Genomic DNA, 17,970 nt, shown 5'->3' with positions numbered 1-17,970 from the left:
AAGTGTGAATTAACACACGCATCTAACGCTTTACTTTTCAAGGAGTATTTCCTATGACCCGTAAAGAGCTTGCCAATGCCATTCGTGCGCTAAGTATGGATGCCGTACAAAAAGCTAACTCAGGCCACCCCGGCGCACCAATGGGTATGGCCGATATCGCCGAAGTACTGTGGAATGATTTCCTCCGCCATAACCCGACCGATCCCACCTGGTACGATCGTGACCGATTTATTCTGTCCAATGGTCACGCTTCAATGCTGCTTTACAGTCTGCTGCATCTTTCCGGCTACGATTTGCCGTTAGAGGAGTTGAAGAACTTCCGCCAACTGCATTCGAAGACGCCAGGGCATCCAGAAATCGGCTACACGCCGGGCGTGGAAACCACCACCGGCCCGCTGGGTCAGGGTTTAGCCAACGCGGTTGGCCTGGCGATTGCCGAACGCACGCTGGCTGCGCAATTTAACCAGCCGGATCATGAGATTGTTAACCACTATACCTGGGTGTTTATGGGCGACGGCTGCCTGATGGAGGGAATTTCCCACGAGGTTTGTTCCCTGGCGGGAACCCTGGGACTGGGCAAACTGATCGGCTTCTACGATCACAACGGCATCTCGATTGATGGCGAAACCGACGGCTGGTTTACCGACGATACCGCAAAACGCTTTGAGGCCTATCACTGGCATGTGGTGCATGAGATTGATGGTCATGATCCTGAGGCGGTGAAAAAAGCGATTCAGGAAGCGCAGGCTGTTACCGATAAGCCATCGCTGATTATCTGCCGCACGGTGATTGGTTTTGGCTCACCGAATAAAGCCGGGAAAGAAGAAGCGCACGGCGCTGCGCTGGGTGAAGAAGAAGTGGCGCTAACCCGACAGAAGCTGGGGTGGCACCATCCTGCTTTTGAGATCCCCAAAGAGATTTACCGGGCGTGGGATGCACGGGAAAAAGGTGAGAAAGCGCAACAGGCCTGGAATGAGAAATTCGCGGCGTATCAACAAGCACACCCGGAGCTGGCGGCTGAATTTACCCGTCGAATGAGCGGCGGGCTGCCGGAACAGTGGGAAGAGACGACCCAGAAGTACATTACCGACTTACAGGCTAATCCGGCCAAAATCGCCACCCGTAAGGCCTCACAAAATACCCTGAACGCCTACGGGCCGATACTGCCTGAACTGCTTGGCGGCTCGGCGGATCTGGCGCCGAGCAATCTGACTATCTGGAAAGGTTCCGCTTCGCTTAAAGAGGATCCGGCCGGAAACTACATCCACTACGGCGTGCGGGAGTTTGGCATGACCGCGATTGCTAACGGTATCGCCCATCACGGTGGCTTTGTGCCTTACACCGCCACGTTCCTGATGTTTGTCGAATATGCCCGTAATGCCGCGCGCATGGCGGCGCTGATGAAGGCCAGACAAATCATGGTTTATACCCACGACTCGATTGGTCTGGGGGAGGATGGTCCTACGCACCAGGCCGTTGAACAGCTCGCCAGCCTGCGTCTGACACCTAATTTCAGCACCTGGCGACCGTGCGATCAGGTTGAGGCGGCAGTAGGCTGGAAGCTGGCGGTCGAACGCCATGACGGGCCAACGGCGCTAATCCTCTCCAGACAAAATCTGGCGCAGGTTGAGCGTACACCTGAACAGGTGCAGCAGATTGCCCGCGGGGGATATGTGCTGAAGGACAGCGGCGGTAAACCGGATGTTATTTTGATTGCGACCGGTTCAGAAATGGAAATCACGCTGCTAGCGGCGGAAAAACTGACCGGTGAGGGTCGTAACGTGCGTGTGGTTTCTCTGCCCTCAACCGATATTTTTGACGCTCAGGATGAGGCGTACCGGGAATCTGTCTTACCGATAAACGTCAGCGCGCGCGTGGCGGTGGAAGCAGGCATTGCCGATTACTGGTACAAATATGTCGGTCTAAAAGGGGCAATTGTCGGCATGACCGGTTATGGAGAATCGGCTCCGGCAGATAAGTTGTTCCCGTTCTTCGGCTTTACGGTGGATAACATCGTGGCCAAAGCGCATAAAGTGCTTAACGCGTGATCCACAATGTGGGCCAGGCATCTGGCCCATGCCAGTTATCGCAACTTGGTTCCTGGGCATAACGCGCCAGGCGAAACCGCTGTCCATCATAGCGCCAGCGCGTCTGGATACCGCAATCTGCCATCCCTCGTCCTTTGGCGAGGGTAACCAGTTCTCGCGACTTCTCGTCAAATGTGGCGTTGGTCAGCTCCATATCCCGACTTTCGGCATCCGTTTTAAATGGCAGACTCAAACGTACGGCACTGGAAGTTAACGGTTTTGCGCGCGAAACAATCCACGCCAGATCGATAGTGTTATACGCCCCGGCTTCACAGCCGATCATCAGTAGCGCTTTATCATCCGTCAGGGCCGTGACGCGCATCTCGCGACGCAGTGGATCGATCGAGCAGCGAATACCATTGATGCGCCAGTTACCATAATCCAGCAGCTCACTGCGCTCTTGTTGTGTTAAGGGCGTTGGCGTTGGGTTAATGACAGCCACACCTTTCAGGGCCGGGGCTGGCGGTACGCTGAGCGGCGGCTCATCACCTTTTTCGATCCAGGCGGTTTCGCTCCCCACGCGTTTTTGCTGGGCATCGATAAACAGCAATGCTGCTTTTAATCCGATCAGTGAAAGATTTTGCGCGCCTTTTTGCAGGGTTATTGCCTTCGCGTCCTGTACAGTTTGTAAAAATGCGCTAATAGTTGCCGGATCATCGGTCATCAGTTGCCAGGGCGTAATACGCCAGTGCTCACCGCTAAGCGCAAGCGAGTCGCCATCCAGCAACAGACGCGACGCAATTTCGCTCTCTTTAACATGGGAAGGCTCCAGCCCTCCCAGTTCAATACGCAACACGGCATCGGTGTGCGCCCCGGCGCTGCGGCTGAGGGTCATGACCAGGCCGTGATGTTCTCCGGTATTGCGCGCCACGCAAAAATTCTGGTTGTTACACGTCACCTGCCAATCAGAAAAAGCCTGCTGCGCGGGCGCGGCCCACAGCAAACGAACGGGTAGCAGCCCGAGCAGGAAAAAGAAAATGACGCGATAGCGCATGGACGGTACAACCCCGAAATCAAAACACACAGCCTAAGCGGTATCTTCCTTGCGCGACTGATGTGGCTCAATAAGAATCGTCGGATTGGCCGTCTATTTGTAAAGAAATATTAATACTGAAGGTTAATCCATCAGGTGCGACGACTGCAGGTAATTCAACAACAGCACCGTTTTGCCGTCACGGATCTCACCCGTTTTAATCATTTCCAGTGCCTGCGTGAACGGTAGCTCCAGAACCTCAATATCTTCATCTTCAACACCGCCGCCTGCGTTTGCCCGTTGACTGTCGCTGTATTGCGCGATAAAGAAATGGATCAGCTCCGTTACGCCGCCCGGAGACATGTAGAGTTCGAACAGTTTACGCACTTCACCCACTTCATAGCCGGTCTCTTCAATCGCCTCTTTACGAATACACGCTTCCGGTTCGTCGTTATCCAGTAGCCCGGCGCAGGTTTCAATCAGTTGGCCGTCTTCGTTACCGTTGACCCAGGTCGCGACGCGGAACTGACGGATGAGCACCACGGTTTTTTTCTCAGCGTTATACAACAGAATAGTCGCACCGTTGCCGCGATCGTAAACCTCGCGTTTGTGACGAATCACCTCCCCATTACTTCGGGTCAGGTCATAGGTGATATTGCGCAGGATGAAGTAGTTATCAGAAAGGACTTTATCTTTGATGAGGGTAATTTTTTGCGACATACCGGCTCCACGGCGAGAAGTGAAAAATAATACTACGCCGTGAAACCGGGTTTGTCTTGACCTTCGGCTAGTGAGATTTGACTGATTTTACGCCCAGCCAGTCAACGATCCCTTGGGCAGCATGCCGCCCTTCGGCCATCGCCGTGACCACCAGGTCCGCACCGCGTACCGCATCTCCGCCGGCAAAAATTTTCGGATTACTGGTTTGATAACGGTACGCGCTCTCAACGTTGGCGGCAATCCGTCCCCAGTTATCGACCTTAACGCCATGCGTCTCCAGCCACGGCATACCGTGCGGGTGGAAACCAAACGCCATGATCACCGCGTCTGCGGGCATAACAAACTCACTCCCGGCGATCGGCACCGGACGTCGACGCCCATTCGCGTCCGGCTCGCCAAGCTGGGTACGTAAGAAACGCACGCCGCTGACTCGTCCATCGGCATTCAACACCAGTTCAACCGGCTGGACGTTAAACTCAAAGTTCGCCCCCTCTTCACGCGCGTTTTTTACCTCTTTTTTCGAACCCGGCATGTTGGCTTCATCACGACGATAGGCGCAGGTTACCTGACTTGCGCCGTGACGCAGCGCAGTGCGAACGCAGTCCATTGCCGTATCGCCTCCGCCCAGGACAACCACATTCAACCCGGCGGTATCAATAAACGGTTCTTCAGGCAGTTCATCCAGCCCCATCACCTGTTTCGTGTTGGCAATCAGGAACGGCAGCGCATCATAAACACCAGGCGCGTCTTCATTCGGCAGGTCCGCCTTCATGGAACGATAGGTCCCCACGCCCACAAACACGGCATCGTACTCTTCCAGCAGCGTCGCCAGCGCCACATCCTTGCCCACTTCGCAGTTAAGTTCGAAATGAATACCCATGGCGCTGAAGATTTCACGGCGACGCGCCAGCAGCGTTTTGTCGAGCTTGAAGGCCGGTATGCCAAACGTCAGCAAACCGCCGATTTCAGGATGGCGATCGTACACGGTGGCGCTAACGCCGTTTCGCGCTAACACATCCGCACAGGCCAGGCCCGCCGGACCCGCGCCGATAATCGCGACGCGCTTATCCACTTTCTGTACGTGGCTTAAGTCCGGTCGCCAACCTTTACTCAGCGCCCGATCAGAAATATAACGCTCAATATTACCGATAGTCACCGCGCCATGCTCGTTACGCACCGTACATGCCCCTTCGCAGAGCCGATCCTGGGGACACACGCGCCCGGTCACTTCCGGCAGACAGTTGGTCTGATGAGAAAGCTCAACCGCCGCGTCAATGTTCCCGGCTTTGACCAGTTCTATCCACTGCGGAATATGGTTATGCAGTGGGCAGGTCCATTCGCAAATACTGTGGTCGCCGCATTTCAGACAGCGGAATGCTTCCCGTTCCGCCTGCGCCGTACGAAACGGCAGATAGATCTCTTCAAAGCTGGTTTTACGGGCTTCAATCGCCAGCTTGTCCGGCTCACCACGCGCAGGCGTCGCCTGCATTTGCTCACGTTTGGTGATGGCAACCTGAACAAAATCGGTAGCGCTACTGTGCCAGGGCTGACTCTCCAGACTGGCTGTACGCAGTCTGCGCGCTTTTGACAGACCGGTAAGCGCGTTTTCCGTCACCAACTGTAACGCCTGTGCCGGACAGTTTTCCACGCAGGCGGGCCCCTCTTCACGCCCCTGACATAAGTCGCATTTATGCGCTGTCGCTTTCACCTTTCCTTTAGCCACGGGAGTGAGTACGATCTGCATCGTGCCAAAGGGACAAGCCACGACGCACGATTTGCAGCCAATACATTTTTGCGGGTTCACCTGCACGCTGTCGTTTTCATGGCTGATTGCCCCGTTTGGGCAACTTCTGGCGCAGGGCGCATCTTCACAGTGGTGGCAGGTCACCGCACTGCGTTGTTGCTGATGCTTGATGACGGTAATTCGGGGCTGAAAATGCCGCGGGCTCAGGACATGCTGCTCGCCATTGTGAGCCATGACGCAGGCGACCTCACAGGCATGGCAACCCAGGCACTGCTGGCTATTGACCATAATAAAACGATTCATGGCTTCCTTCTTTTTTGGTTGCAAAAACCTTATTCTTTATATGACTGTTGTTATTAACCGACACGGAAGGAAGCGGCAATGTTCATTTGCCCAGGAAGCACAACTATTTATCCAGAACCTGTGGCAGATCAATTTATTTCATCGCATATGAAATTGTGTTTCAGTTACCATCCAGTTTCATGGCGTTTTATTAACATTTATCAACTACACCGCATCGTTCGGGCTGTATCAAGGCGCGACGTGTATTGTGTGAGGATGCACAAGTGACGGTAAAGCGTCCGGTCTCGGCCAGTCTGGCCAAGGCTTTTTTCTACATCGTGCTGTTGTCGATTCTCTCAACGGGTATTGCGTTACTCACGCTGACCAGCAGCTTGCGGGACGCTGAAGCCATCAACGTTGCTGGCTCATTGCGCATGCAAAGCTACCGTCTGGGTTACGATCTGCAAAGCCAAAGCCCGCAACTCAACGCTCACCGCCAACTTTTCCAACAGGCGCTAAACTCGTCGGCATTGCAAAATCTGAATGCGTGGTATGTACCGCAAGCGGTGAAAAGTCGCTATGGACGACTGCATGCAAACTGGCTGGAAATGAACGCCCGTCTGATCGATGGCGATTTAAAATGGTACCAGGCTAATATCAACAACTATGTCGATCAAATCGATCTCTTCGTACTGGCGCTGCAACATTACGCCGAACGCAAAGTGATGCTGGTTTTTGGTATTTCGCTGGCTGGCGGGATCGGCATATTCACTTTGGTTTTCTTTACCCTGCGGCGCATTCGCCAGCAGGTGGTGCGGCCGCTAAATAAGCTGGTAATGGCCAGCCAGCACATTGAGCACGGTCAGTTTGATATCCCGCCGCTGGATACCGGTTTACCCAACGAACTGGGGCTGCTGGGCAAGACCTTTAGCCAGATGTCGAGTGAGTTGCACAAGCTGTACCGCTCGCTGGAAGCCTCGGTCGCAGAGAAAACCCACGATCTCCACGAAGCTAATCGCCGCCTGGAGGTGCTGTATCAGTGCTCTCAGGCGCTCAACACCAGTCAGATTGATGTGTACTGTTTCCGCCATATTTTACAGATTGTCCGCGAACATGACGCCGCGTATTTCCTGGAACTCACCGTCGGCGATAACTGGCGGATTAGCGAAGGGACCAAAAGCCCCGAGCTGCCAATGCAAATCCTGCCGGTCACGATGCAGGAAACCGTCTACGGCGAACTGCACTGGCAAAGTCCAAACGTCAATGCCTCGACCCCGCTGCTCAACAGCGTATCGTCTATGCTGGGACGCGGGTTGTACTTCAACCAGGCGCAAAAACATTTTCAGCAGCTGTTATTAATGGAAGAGCGCGCGACCATTGCACGCGAACTGCATGACTCGTTGGCGCAGGTGCTCTCTTATTTACGCATTCAGCTCACGCTGCTGAAGCGCTCGATTCCAAAGGATAACGCTCCGGCGCAAAGCATTATGGCGGATTTCTCTCAGGCGCTGAATGATGCCTATCGTCAATTGCGCGAGCTGCTGACCACCTTCCGTCTGACCTTACAGCAGGCCGATTTACCCTCCGCCCTGCATGAAATGCTGGAAACGCTGCAAAATCAGACCTCAGCTAAACTCACACTCGATTGTCGGTTGCCTACGCTGGCGCTGGATGCGCAAATGCAGGTGCATCTGTTGCAAATTGTTCGTGAAGCGGTGCTGAACGCGATTAAGCATGCTAACGCAACCGAAATTGCCGTCAGTTGCGTCACCGCGCCGGATGGCAATCATACTGTTTATATCCGCGATAACGGCATCGGCATTGGCGAACCGCATGAGCCTACCGGGCACTATGGATTAAATATTATGCGTGAGCGAGCGGAAAGGCTGAGCGGCACGCTGACCTTCTCGCAGCCCTCCGGCGGGGGAACGCTGGTGAGCATCAGTTTTCGTTCGGCTGACTCCGACAGTGGGCTAACGTAAAGAACCGCAAAGCGCTTGCAGGCCTGGATCCAGGCCTGACGGCGCTGGCACAAAAGGTATGCTGTAAACGGGCATGATAATTTACATTATCTTCTTTTTTTCTCCACGTTTGGCTCGTACCTTGCCGCTAAAGTGAAGCAAGTCATACCCATAACGATACGCAGAAACACGAGGTCCCCTTTTAATGGCGAATTTTTTCATCGATCGCCCCATTTTTGCCTGGGTGTTAGCTATCCTGTTGTGCCTGACAGGAGCCCTGGCTATTTTTTCACTACCCGTTGAGCAATATCCCGATCTGGCCCCGCCCAACGTGCGGGTAACCGCCAACTATCCTGGCGCATCTGCACAAACGCTGGAAAACACCGTGACCCAGGTCATCGAGCAGAATATGACTGGTCTCGATAATCTGATGTACATGTCATCACAAAGCAGCGGGACAGGCCAGGCGACGGTTACGCTGAGCTTTGTCGCCGGGACCGATCCTGATGAAGCCGTACAGCAGGTGCAAAACCAGCTGCAATCGGCAATGCGTAAGTTGCCGCAGGCGGTACAGGATCAAGGGGTCACGGTGCGTAAAACCGGGGACACAAATATTCTGACCATCGCCTTCGTCTCTACCGATGGCTCCATGGATAAGCAGGACATCGCTGATTACGTCGCGAGTAATATTCAGGACCCGCTCAGTCGTATAAACGGCGTGGGGGATATCGACGCCTACGGTTCACAATACTCCATGCGTATCTGGCTCGACCCGGCCAAACTTAACAGCTTCCAGATGACCGCCAAAGATGTGACCGACGCTATCGAGTCACAGAATGCGCAGATTGCCGTCGGGCAACTTGGCGGCACGCCTTCAGTGGACAAACAAGCGCTGAATGCGACGATTAATGCCCAGTCGCTGCTGCAGACTCCGGATCAATTCCGCGATATTACGCTACGCGTTAGCCAGGACGGTTCAGAAGTTAAACTGGGCGACGTGGCGACGGTCGAAATGGGGGCTGAGAAGTATGATTATCTCAGCCGCTTTAACGGTAATCCCGCCTCCGGTCTGGGCGTGAAGCTGGCCTCCGGCGCCAATGAAATGGCGACGGCAACGCTGGTCATTAACCGTCTGAACGAGCTGTCGCAATATTTTCCACACGGACTGGAATATAAGGTGGCGTATGAAACCACCTCCTTCGTAAAAGCCTCAATCATCGACGTGGTAAAAACCCTGCTGGAAGCAATCGCGCTGGTATTTTTGGTCATGTACCTGTTCCTGCAAAACTTCCGCGCCACGCTGATTCCCACTATCGCCGTTCCCGTCGTACTGATGGGTACCTTCTCCGTGCTCTACGCCTTTGGCTATAGCGTGAACACGTTAACCATGTTCGCAATGGTGCTGGCAATCGGCCTGCTGGTGGATGACGCCATTGTGGTAGTGGAAAACGTCGAGCGAATTATGAGTGAGGAGGGCCTCTCGCCGCGTGAAGCCACGCGGAAATCGATGGGGCAAATCCAGGGCGCGCTGGTCGGTATCGCCATGGTACTGTCGGCGGTGTTTATCCCAATGGCCTTCTTCGGCGGCACTACCGGGGCTATTTATCGCCAGTTCTCGATTACCATTGTTTCCGCGATGGTGCTGTCCGTTCTGGTGGCGATGATCCTCACCCCTGCGCTGTGCGCCACGCTGCTTAAACCGCTGCATAAAGGCGAACAACACGGGCAGACCGGTTTCTTCGGTTGGTTTAACCGCATGTTTAACCGCAATGCCGAACGCTACGAAAAAGGCGTTGCCCGGATCCTGCATCGCAGCCTGCGCTGGATCCTGATCTACGTTCTGCTGCTCGGCGGTATGGTCTTCCTGTTCCTGCGTCTGCCGACTTCCTTCCTGCCGCTGGAAGACCGCGGAATGTTTACCACCTCGATACAGCTCCCCAGCGGCTCCACCCAACAACAAACGTTGAAAGTGGTAGAGGAAGTAGAGAAGTATTACTTCACCCACGAAAAAGACAACATTATGTCGGTCTTTTCCACTGTAGGATCCGGCCCCGGCGGGAACGGACAAAACGTGGCGCGTATGTTCGTGCGTTTAAAAGACTGGGATGAGCGTGACGCCACCACCGGGACTTCCTTCGCCATTATCGAACGCGCGACCAAAGCGTTTAATAAGATTAAAGAGGCTCGCGTCTTCGCCAGCAGCCCTCCGGCCATTAGCGGCCTCGGCAGTTCGGCTGGTTTTGATATGGAACTGCAGGATCACGCCGGCGCGGGCCATGACGCGTTAATGGCCGCACGCGACAAGCTGATTGAGCTGGCCGGGAAAGACGCATCCCTGACCCGCGTTCGTCATAACGGACTCGACGACAGTCCACAATTGCAAATTGATATCGATCAGCGCAAAGCCCAGGCGCTGGGCGTGTCCATTGACGACATCAACGATACATTGCAAACGGCCTGGGGCTCCAGCTACGTTAATGACTTTATGGACCGCGGTCGCGTGAAGAAAGTTTACGTCCAGGCGGCGGCGAAGTACCGCATGCTCCCGGACGACATCAACCTGTGGTACGTCCGCAATAATAGCGGCGGCATGGTGCCTTTCTCAGCCTTTGCCACCTCGCGCTGGGAAACCGGCTCACCGCGTCTGGAGCGTTATAACGGCTATTCTGCCGTCGAGATTGTCGGTGAAGCCGCGCCCGGCGTCAGTACCGGTACGGCAATGGACGTGATGGAGTCGCTGGTGCGACAGTTGCCGACCGGATTTGGTCTCGAATGGACGGCAATGTCTTATCAGGAGCGACTGTCTGGTTCTCAGGCACCTGCCCTGTACGCCATTTCTCTGCTGGTAGTGTTCCTGTGCCTGGCGGCACTGTACGAAAGCTGGTCGGTGCCCTTCTCCGTCATGCTGGTGGTGCCGCTGGGGGTAATTGGCGCACTGCTGGCCACCTGGATGCGCGGTCTGGAAAACGATGTCTATTTCCAGGTCGGGTTATTAACCGTTATCGGTCTTTCAGCGAAGAACGCGATATTGATTGTTGAATTCGCCAATGAGATGAACGAGAAAGGACACGATCTGCTCGACGCCACGCTGCATGCCTGTCGCCAGCGCTTACGCCCGATTCTGATGACGTCGCTGGCGTTTATCTTTGGGGTGTTGCCGATGGCCATCAGCAATGGCGCGGGTTCCGGCGGTCAACATGCAGTGGGGACCGGCGTAATGGGCGGGATGATTTCAGCCACAATCCTGGCAATTTACTTCGTCCCCCTGTTTTTTGTGCTGGTCCGCCGACGCTTCCCATTGAAGCCACGCCCAGAATAATCGGACACAAAAAAGGCGACTTACGTTGAGTCGCCTTTTTTTATCCTTTGCAGGATATGAATTTCTTCCAGAAAATTATTTACGAAGCATGACTTCGATAAAGTCTTTCCAGTTCCCCAGTTCACGTTCAATCATAACAACCTCTCTTATTATTATGAGCATTCTACGAAATCATCATCATCAAAAGAAGATCATTTAACCGATGGTTGTGATTACATCCTCCCGTGTTTGGGGTTTATGTGATCACTATGCGCTATACCCATAAATTTTATGTGACTTACTGCAATATTTTGAAATATTCATACATCATCTACTACTTTTGCAATTCTGATGGAAAAACAGGCTGATGCAAACAGGCAAATTCTGATTTTCATTTACGAGTTAGTTTTGGAACTTTCAGGAATCATTATTCACCATTGTTCAACAATGTTATATTTCTCTATAACGCCAGGATGACAATATGTATTATCCGTGTTCACACAACACTAGAATAAATATTCAAATTAAATCGATAAGGATTCAAATGATCACTCTCTACGGCATTAAAAATTGCGATACTATTAAAAAAGCCAGACGCTGGTTAGAAGAGCGAAGGATCGACTACCGCTTCCATGATTATCGCGTCGACGGACTGGACAACACGCTATTACAGTCTTTTATCAGCGAATTAGGTTGGGAGCCGCTGCTCAATACACGTGGAACCACATGGCGGAAACTGGATGAAGCCACGCGTAGCCAAATCACTACTGCGGACGCCGCCGCCGCGTTGATGATTGAAATGCCTGCAATTATCAAACGCCCATTGCTCTGCAAGCCGGGTAAGCCTATGCTGCTTGGTTTCAGTGATTCCAGTTATACTCTGTTTTTTAATGAGGTGTAATCTATGTCGTGCCCGGTTATTGAGCTGACTCAGCAGCTTATTCGCCGTCCTTCCCTGAGCCCGGATGATGCCGGGTGCCAGGCGTTAATGATTGAACGCCTGCGCGCGGTAGGTTTTACCGTTGAGCGTATGGATTTTGGTGACACACAGAATTTTTGGGCATGGCGCGGTAAAGGTGAGACTCTGGCATTTGCCGGTCACACTGACGTAGTGCCTGCCGGCGATGTCGATCGCTGGATTAATCCGCCGTTCGAACCGACCATTCGCGATGGCATGCTGTTTGGGCGTGGCGCTGCCGATATGAAAGGTTCACTGGCAGCGATGGTCGTGGCCGCAGAACGCTTTGTCGCCCAACATCCTAATCATCAGGGCCGTCTGGCGTTCCTGATAACCTCTGACGAAGAAGCCAGCGCCAAAAACGGCACCGTAAAGGTGGTTGAAGCGCTGATGGCGCGTAACGAACGCCTCGATTATTGTCTGGTAGGCGAACCATCCAGTACGGAAATCGTTGGCGACGTGGTGAAAAATGGTCGTCGTGGTTCGCTGACCTGCAACCTGACCATTCACGGCGTGCAAGGACACGTGGCCTACCCACATCTGGCTGATAACCCGGTACACCGCGCCGCGCCAATGCTCAATGAACTGGTGGCGATCGAGTGGGATCAGGGTAACGAGTTCTTCCCAGCGACCAGTATGCAGATTGCCAATATTCAGGCAGGAACCGGTAGCAACAACGTCATCCCTGGTGAGCTGTTCATCCAGTTTAACTTCCGTTTCAGCACCGAATTAAACGATGAAATGATTAAAGCCAGGGTGCTGGAACTGCTGGAAAAACATCAACTGCGTTATACCGTCGACTGGTGGCTCTCCGGTCAGCCGTTCCTGACCGCACGCGGTAAACTGGTGGATGCAGTAGTGAACGCCATTGAGCACTATAATGAAATTAAACCGCAGTTACTGACTACAGGCGGGACATCCGACGGGCGTTTTATTGCCCGCATGGGGGCACAGGTAGTAGAGCTTGGGCCGGTCAATGCCACCATTCATAAAATTAATGAATGCGTTAATGCCGCCGACCTGCAACTGCTTGCCCGTATGTATCAACGTATCATGGAGCAACTCGTCGCCTGATGAGTGTTCCTGCAAGAGGAAATGAGCATGGACTGGCTGGCAAAATATTGGTGGATTTTAGTATTGGTGTTTCTGGTAGGCGTATTGCTGAACGTTATCAAAGATCTCAAGCGCGTCGACCACAAGAAGTTTCTCGCTAATAAGCCAGAGCTTCCCCCGCATCGTGACTTTAACGATAAATGGGACGACGACGACGATTGGCCGAATAAGGATCAGCCGAAGAAATAATTTGTAGGCCGGATAACACATATCACATTGCTATCCGGCACTATCACTGACTGTCATGCCGGATGGCGGCTTCGCCTTATCCGGCCTACAGGTTAAATCATCTCAATCACATCATCATCGTTGGGCGTACCGCCACTCAGCGCTTCATCAAAGTAGTGTTTCGGTACGGTAAAACGCAGATGATCGAGCGCAAACTGCATGCTGTGTTCATCAATGGCGTGCCCCAGATTTTCGACGATATCCAGCGTCACATCCCCACCGGCGCGAATTAACGCTTCCTGAGCGTTAACGGCGTGAGATAACTCAATCACCCGGTCTTCACCGCCGTGAATCAAATGCACCGTCGTAGCCGTGGTTGCAACCTCGGGTAAGGTGGCATAGCGACCATTGAAAGCGATAACGCGCGATGCCAGCCCCGGCTCGGCTTTAATACTCTCAAGCGACATAATCGCCCCCTGAGAAAAACCAATCAGCGCAGTAGCCTGAGGTGAAACGCCGCTCTGCTTCTGCCAGTAGCGCACGGTTTCAATAAAGACCGGCATAATGGCGTCAACACGCGCCTGCCGGTTCTCTTCCGTTACGCCCTGAACCGAAAACCACTGACGTCCGGAAGGAGAACCAGAAGGCTCAGCCCCGCCAATGCTGACGATGAGCGCATCCGGAAACAGCGGTGCAAACCAGGAGCCGATTTCGCCCATGGCAACCGGGTTATCGCCGACGCCATGAAACAGCAGCAGTAGCTGTTGAGCGGGTTTATCAGGACTTTGAACAACAAAATGGTCATGTTTCATGGCGATCTCCTTAACTGATGAGAATCATTCTACGCCGCTTAACCGCAATGACCATGTCAGTAAATTGAAGAAGTTAGTGAAAATTTTGCCATTGCATAATGCGATTTTGTAGCCGCTGTATACGTTCAGCATCCAGCTGTTTTAGCGCCTGCGCCGCCTCGGCCCGCTGAACGACCAGCAGTGCTTTACGCCCGGGGATCTTCAACTGCTGGCACAATTCGACATCGCTGCGTTTAGCCTGTAAGCGCCCCCGCAAGGCCGGGAGAGGTAACTCGCTGTGCTGAAGCAGACGAGTCAGACAGCCAAGCGACGTCAATAATGGCCGATGGGCGAAAGCAAATCCGGCCAGCTCGTTCCAGTCATCCTCATTAAGCGTAGACTCTTTCAACGGGTCCAGCGGAATGCCCTCACCGTTCCACTGCGTAAGGATCTCCGCATCACGCCGCAGACGCTGGTGTTCGCGCCCGGCAAGGCGTTTTCCCGCTTCGCTAATAGGCAGTAACGCCATGGCGGTATAGCACCCGCTGCTGGCTTCGCGGTGATTGCCCATTCGCACCAGAACAAAACCACAGCGCTGCCAGAAACGCCAGAGTTCGACCGTATACCCAAAACTGACGGACAGATAGTCACACAGCGTGGAGTAACGCCGGGCCTGCATTATCAACTGCTGCCCGATACCTTCTCGCTGGCGAGCAGGATGAACCGCAATTCGGCTTACCCGCCGTCCAATGAGCGTTGCCGCCAACGGATCGCCACCGTGCGCCGCCAGTGACTGTGCAACCAGATTTCCACGTGGTCGGCGATATCCTGCCCAGACGGCCTGGCTTAATTCAGCAGATAGTCCCCCTTCATCCACCAACCAGACGGCTCCCGCCACCGAATCAGCACACGATGCCTGAAGAAAATGTTGGCCAGGTGCGTCCATCATCCGCCGCAGATCAAGTGGCGAGGTGCGATAGTGCGCCCCGGAAAGCAGTTGATATACCGCTACCGGCAGTGCCGGGTTGTCATGCCAGGATTGTTGTTCAAATGCCGAGAAATGGAGATCGCCCAACGGGGCATGCGTAAAAGTTTCGTCGTCAAACACCAGCGCATCGCTGACGATTTTCTCCAGAGGGCATCCCAGCGCCCAGCGTACGGGCTGTTGTAACTCATAACGTCGAAGATGGGGAAAGCGGGCGCAGAATTTCAACAAGAAGCCTCTGCCGGTTCCCTCATAGCCCTGAACGGTGGTGGTTAATAGCGTACGGGGAAAACGCGCGACTAACTGATGCAGTAGCGGCGCGGGAATTGCGGCGGCTTCATCAACGATAAGCCAGTCTGCGGTTGCAGAACTGCTTAACAACGCATCCGGGGCCATAAAGCGGTAACGTTCTGCGGCAAATTGCGCCAGCACATCGGTTGCCGCTTTAGCAGGCGCGGTAACAATAGCAGTCCCGTTGATACGTGCAATCAGTTGCCCCGCCAGCGCGGATTTTCCCCGACCACGCGCGGCCGTCACGGCAACCACGCCAGGAGGCATACCCAGCAACTGCGATAAAATCAGCGCCTGTTCAGGCTGAGGTTCACCGGTTGCCGCGTGCCAGTCGGCGCGAGCAGCAAAGTGGGGATATGTAGCAGGCTGATGCTGCTGCCAGTGCAACGCCTGTCCATCCTGGGAAATCACCCGTTTGATGTGTTCAACAAAATGTGGCGTTGGAATAGGGTCTGCGCAGTCGCTCCAGCGCAGTGAATCCGTGTCCGGATGCGTGTGCCAGCCATGCCAGGGGGGAGTCAGCAACACCAGCCAGCTCCCGGCGAGCAGCGTGCCGCTTAAGGCGGCAAACGCCGCAGCATCAAATCCCTGCCCGGCGTCAAAAACTGCATGATGGAATTCGCGCCCCAGTAATGTTTGCAGCGCCTGCGGCGTACAGTTCGGCTCAGCAGGGGCTTGCGCCCCTACCCATAGCCAGTCACCGGGTAACGCGTTGCGTAGTGCTAACGCTTGCGCCTGACACCAGCTATCCTCGCCGCTGATAACCAGCAAACGACGGATACCTTCGCGGGTCATCTGTTCAGTTAACGCACTCAGCGCCGTGTTATCAGACATCCCTGCCTCTGTATTTTAAATGCCTTTTCCAAAAGTATTGCACTGCCCCGGATCGCCGCTGTCAAAGCCGCGTTTGAACCAGGTAAAACGCTGTTCAGAGGTTCCGTGGGTAAAGCTGTCCGGTACAACGCGCCCTTGTCCTTGCTGCTGCAGGCGATCGTCGCCAATCGCCTGCGCGGCGTTCAGCGCCTCTTCCAGATCGCCGGACTCCAGCACGCCCTGCTGCTGCATACTATGGCCCCAGACGCCGGCAAAGCAATCCGCCTGCAGTTCCATACGCACGGAAAGACGGTTCACTTCAGCCTGTGAGGCATTCTGCTGCATCTGACGAACTTTCGGTTCAATACCCAGCAGTTTCTGCACGTGGTGGCCCACTTCATGGGCGATAACATAGCCCTGAGCAAAATCACCATCGGCGCCCAGCTTGTTTTTCATATCGTCGTAGAAGGAGAGGTCAATGTACACAGTGCCATCCGCCGGGCAGTAAAACGGCCCCATCACGGACTGGCCCGCGCCGCAGCCGGTACGTGTAGCGCCCCGATACATCACCAGCTTCGGCTGTTGATAGGTCCGGCCCATTTTTTCAAACTGCTGTCCCCAGGTATCCTCTGTGGTGGCCAGAATCACCGAGGTAAATTTTGCCGCTTCATCATCATTTGGGCTGATGGAGCGTGATGATTGCTGTTGGGAGACGGGTTGACCGGTCATTAACCCGGTGAGATCCACGCCATAATAACCTGCGACCAACACCACAATCAGCAGGATGATGCCGCCTTTACCACTGGGCAAACGAAAACCAGGCCCGCCCATAGAAGGGCCGCCGGAGCTATTTCGTCTGTCTTCTACATTGTCACTTTCACGACGCCCTTGCCAGCGCATAATCACCTCAACTTTTTATTCATTATGATGATGATCGTAGGCGGTTCGGAACAGGATTACCATAAGAAACAGTAATCAAAATCGGCGAGATTGATGAGCCGGTGAGCGATCGCCGGCTCAAAGGGGAATTAGTCTAACTTGACACCCAGGCGATGCGCGACGGCTTCATAGGCTTCGATCAGGCCGCCCAGGCTCTGGCGGAAGCGATCTTTGTCCATTTTATCCAGCGTTTCTTTATCCCACAGACGGCTACCGTCCGGTGAGAATTCATCACCCAGCACCACTTCACCTTTATACAAGCCAAACTCAAGTTTGAAATCGACCAGAATCAGGCCCGCATCATCGAACATCTTTTTCAGCACGTCGTTAGCTTTGTAGGTCAGCTCTTTCATGCGTGCCAGATTCTCTTTGCTCACCCAGCCAAAAGTTTCGCAATAGGAATCGTTAATCATTGGATCGTGCATAGCATCGTTTTTCAGGAACAGATCAAACAGCGGCGGATTCAGTTCAATACCTTCCTCAACGCCTAAACGCTTAACCAGTGAGCCTGCCGCGCGGTTACGCACCACACATTCAACCGGTACCATCTCCAGTTTTTTCACCAGACATTCGGTATCGGAAAGCAGTCGCTCCATCTGGGTAGGAATGCCCGCTTCTTGCAGTTTAGTCATAATGAAATGGTTGAACTTGTTATTCACCATGCCTTTACGGTCAAACTGTTCAATGCGCGCGCCATCCCCTGCTGACGTATCATTGCGGAATTCGAGCACCAACAGGTCCGGGTTTTCCGTGCTGTATACGGTCTTCGCTTTACCACGATACAACTCAGCTTGCTTTTGCATCTTTATTACTCCTGGGTGTGAATTAACGATAAATATTGCGTTTT

Annotated in this window: 14 protein-coding genes; 6 read left to right on the top strand and 8 right to left on the bottom strand. The window is 53.8% G+C overall.

What is annotated here, in order from left to right:
* The first annotated feature begins 53 nt into the window (after positions 1–53).
* Complete coding sequence (gene tkt / locus FDW96_RS23395; protein ID WP_137366385.1) at positions 54–2,048, top strand: transketolase; 1,995 nt, start codon at positions 54–56, stop codon at positions 2,046–2,048.
* Here tkt and FDW96_RS23390 read toward each other — a convergent pair.
* From FDW96_RS23390 to aegA, 3 genes are all read right to left on the bottom strand, one after another.
* The gene (locus tag FDW96_RS23390; protein ID WP_042307205.1) at positions 2,038–3,081 is read right to left on the bottom strand and encodes a DUF1176 domain-containing protein; all 1,044 of its coding nucleotides are present in this window, start codon (positions 3,079–3,081) and stop codon (positions 2,038–2,040) included. The two genes, tkt and FDW96_RS23390, sit on opposite strands and share 11 nt — an antisense overlap.
* A gap of 123 nt (positions 3,082–3,204) precedes the next feature.
* Positions 3,205–3,780, bottom strand: coding sequence for a GDP-mannose pyrophosphatase NudK (gene nudK, locus FDW96_RS23385; protein WP_006683526.1), 576 nt, complete (start codon positions 3,778–3,780; stop codon positions 3,205–3,207).
* Between the two features lie 67 nt (positions 3,781–3,847).
* Positions 3,848–5,827: a formate-dependent uric acid utilization protein AegA gene (gene aegA, locus FDW96_RS23380; RefSeq protein ID WP_137366384.1), complete on the bottom strand. Its 1,980-nt coding sequence runs from the start codon at positions 5,825–5,827 to the stop codon at positions 3,848–3,850.
* A gap of 263 nt (positions 5,828–6,090) precedes the next feature.
* Here aegA and narQ point away from each other — a divergent pair, with 263 nt between their 5' ends.
* Positions 6,091–7,788 carry a nitrate/nitrite two-component system sensor histidine kinase NarQ gene (narQ, locus tag FDW96_RS23375; protein ID WP_137366383.1) on the top strand — a complete coding sequence of 566 codons (1,698 nt, stop codon included), beginning with the start codon at positions 6,091–6,093 and terminating at the stop codon, positions 7,786–7,788.
* 184 nt (positions 7,789–7,972) lie between these two features.
* Entirely contained in the window at positions 7,973–11,086 is a 3,114-nt protein-coding gene (gene acrD / locus FDW96_RS23370; protein WP_079223179.1) for a multidrug efflux RND transporter permease AcrD, read from the top strand.
* 75 nt (positions 11,087–11,161) lie between these two features.
* Here the strand turns inward: acrD and ypfM are convergent, their stop codons facing one another.
* The gene (gene ypfM, locus FDW96_RS23365; RefSeq protein ID WP_001386977.1) at positions 11,162–11,221 is read right to left on the bottom strand and encodes a protein YpfM; all 60 of its coding nucleotides are present in this window, start codon (positions 11,219–11,221) and stop codon (positions 11,162–11,164) included.
* Between the two features lie 388 nt (positions 11,222–11,609).
* On the opposite strand from ypfM, the gene FDW96_RS23360 reads away from it, so the two are divergent.
* The 3 genes from FDW96_RS23360 to FDW96_RS23350 are packed head-to-tail and all read left to right on the top strand — an operon-like array spanning position 11,610 to position 13,325.
* Positions 11,610–11,966: an ArsC family reductase gene (locus FDW96_RS23360; protein ID WP_079223177.1), complete on the top strand. Its 357-nt coding sequence runs from the start codon at positions 11,610–11,612 to the stop codon at positions 11,964–11,966.
* Positions 11,967–11,969: 3 nt separating this feature from the next.
* Positions 11,970–13,097 carry a succinyl-diaminopimelate desuccinylase gene (dapE, locus tag FDW96_RS23355; RefSeq protein WP_042306881.1) on the top strand — a complete coding sequence of 376 codons (1,128 nt, stop codon included), beginning with the start codon at positions 11,970–11,972 and terminating at the stop codon, positions 13,095–13,097.
* Between the two features lie 27 nt (positions 13,098–13,124).
* Positions 13,125–13,325 carry a YpfN family protein gene (locus FDW96_RS23350; protein ID WP_003835080.1) on the top strand — a complete coding sequence of 67 codons (201 nt, stop codon included), beginning with the start codon at positions 13,125–13,127 and terminating at the stop codon, positions 13,323–13,325.
* Between the two features lie 92 nt (positions 13,326–13,417).
* Here the strand turns inward: FDW96_RS23350 and ypfH are convergent, their stop codons facing one another.
* From ypfH to purC, 4 genes are all read right to left on the bottom strand, one after another.
* Positions 13,418–14,116 carry an esterase gene (gene ypfH, locus FDW96_RS23345; protein ID WP_137366382.1) on the bottom strand — a complete coding sequence of 233 codons (699 nt, stop codon included), beginning with the start codon at positions 14,114–14,116 and terminating at the stop codon, positions 13,418–13,420.
* Between the two features lie 73 nt (positions 14,117–14,189).
* A complete protein-coding gene (locus tag FDW96_RS23340) occupies positions 14,190–16,205 on the bottom strand; it encodes a tRNA(Met) cytidine acetyltransferase TmcA (RefSeq protein WP_137349341.1) in 2,016 nt (671 codons plus the stop codon).
* Between the two features lie 15 nt (positions 16,206–16,220).
* Entirely contained in the window at positions 16,221–17,084 is an 864-nt protein-coding gene (locus tag FDW96_RS23335; protein WP_032944186.1) for a neutral zinc metallopeptidase, read from the bottom strand.
* Positions 17,085–17,212: 128 nt separating this feature from the next.
* The gene (gene purC, locus FDW96_RS23330) at positions 17,213–17,926 is read right to left on the bottom strand and encodes a phosphoribosylaminoimidazolesuccinocarboxamide synthase (protein WP_003835086.1); all 714 of its coding nucleotides are present in this window, start codon (positions 17,924–17,926) and stop codon (positions 17,213–17,215) included.
* Between the last annotated feature and the right edge of the window lie 44 nt (positions 17,927–17,970).

Origin of the sequence: Citrobacter sp. TBCS-15, assembly GCF_005280815.1 — a bacterium.
GTDB lineage: Bacteria > Pseudomonadota > Gammaproteobacteria > Enterobacterales > Enterobacteriaceae > Citrobacter > Citrobacter werkmanii.
The sequence above is the reverse complement of the archived record's forward strand: the minus strand, read 5'-3'. Positions and strand labels throughout refer to the sequence as shown.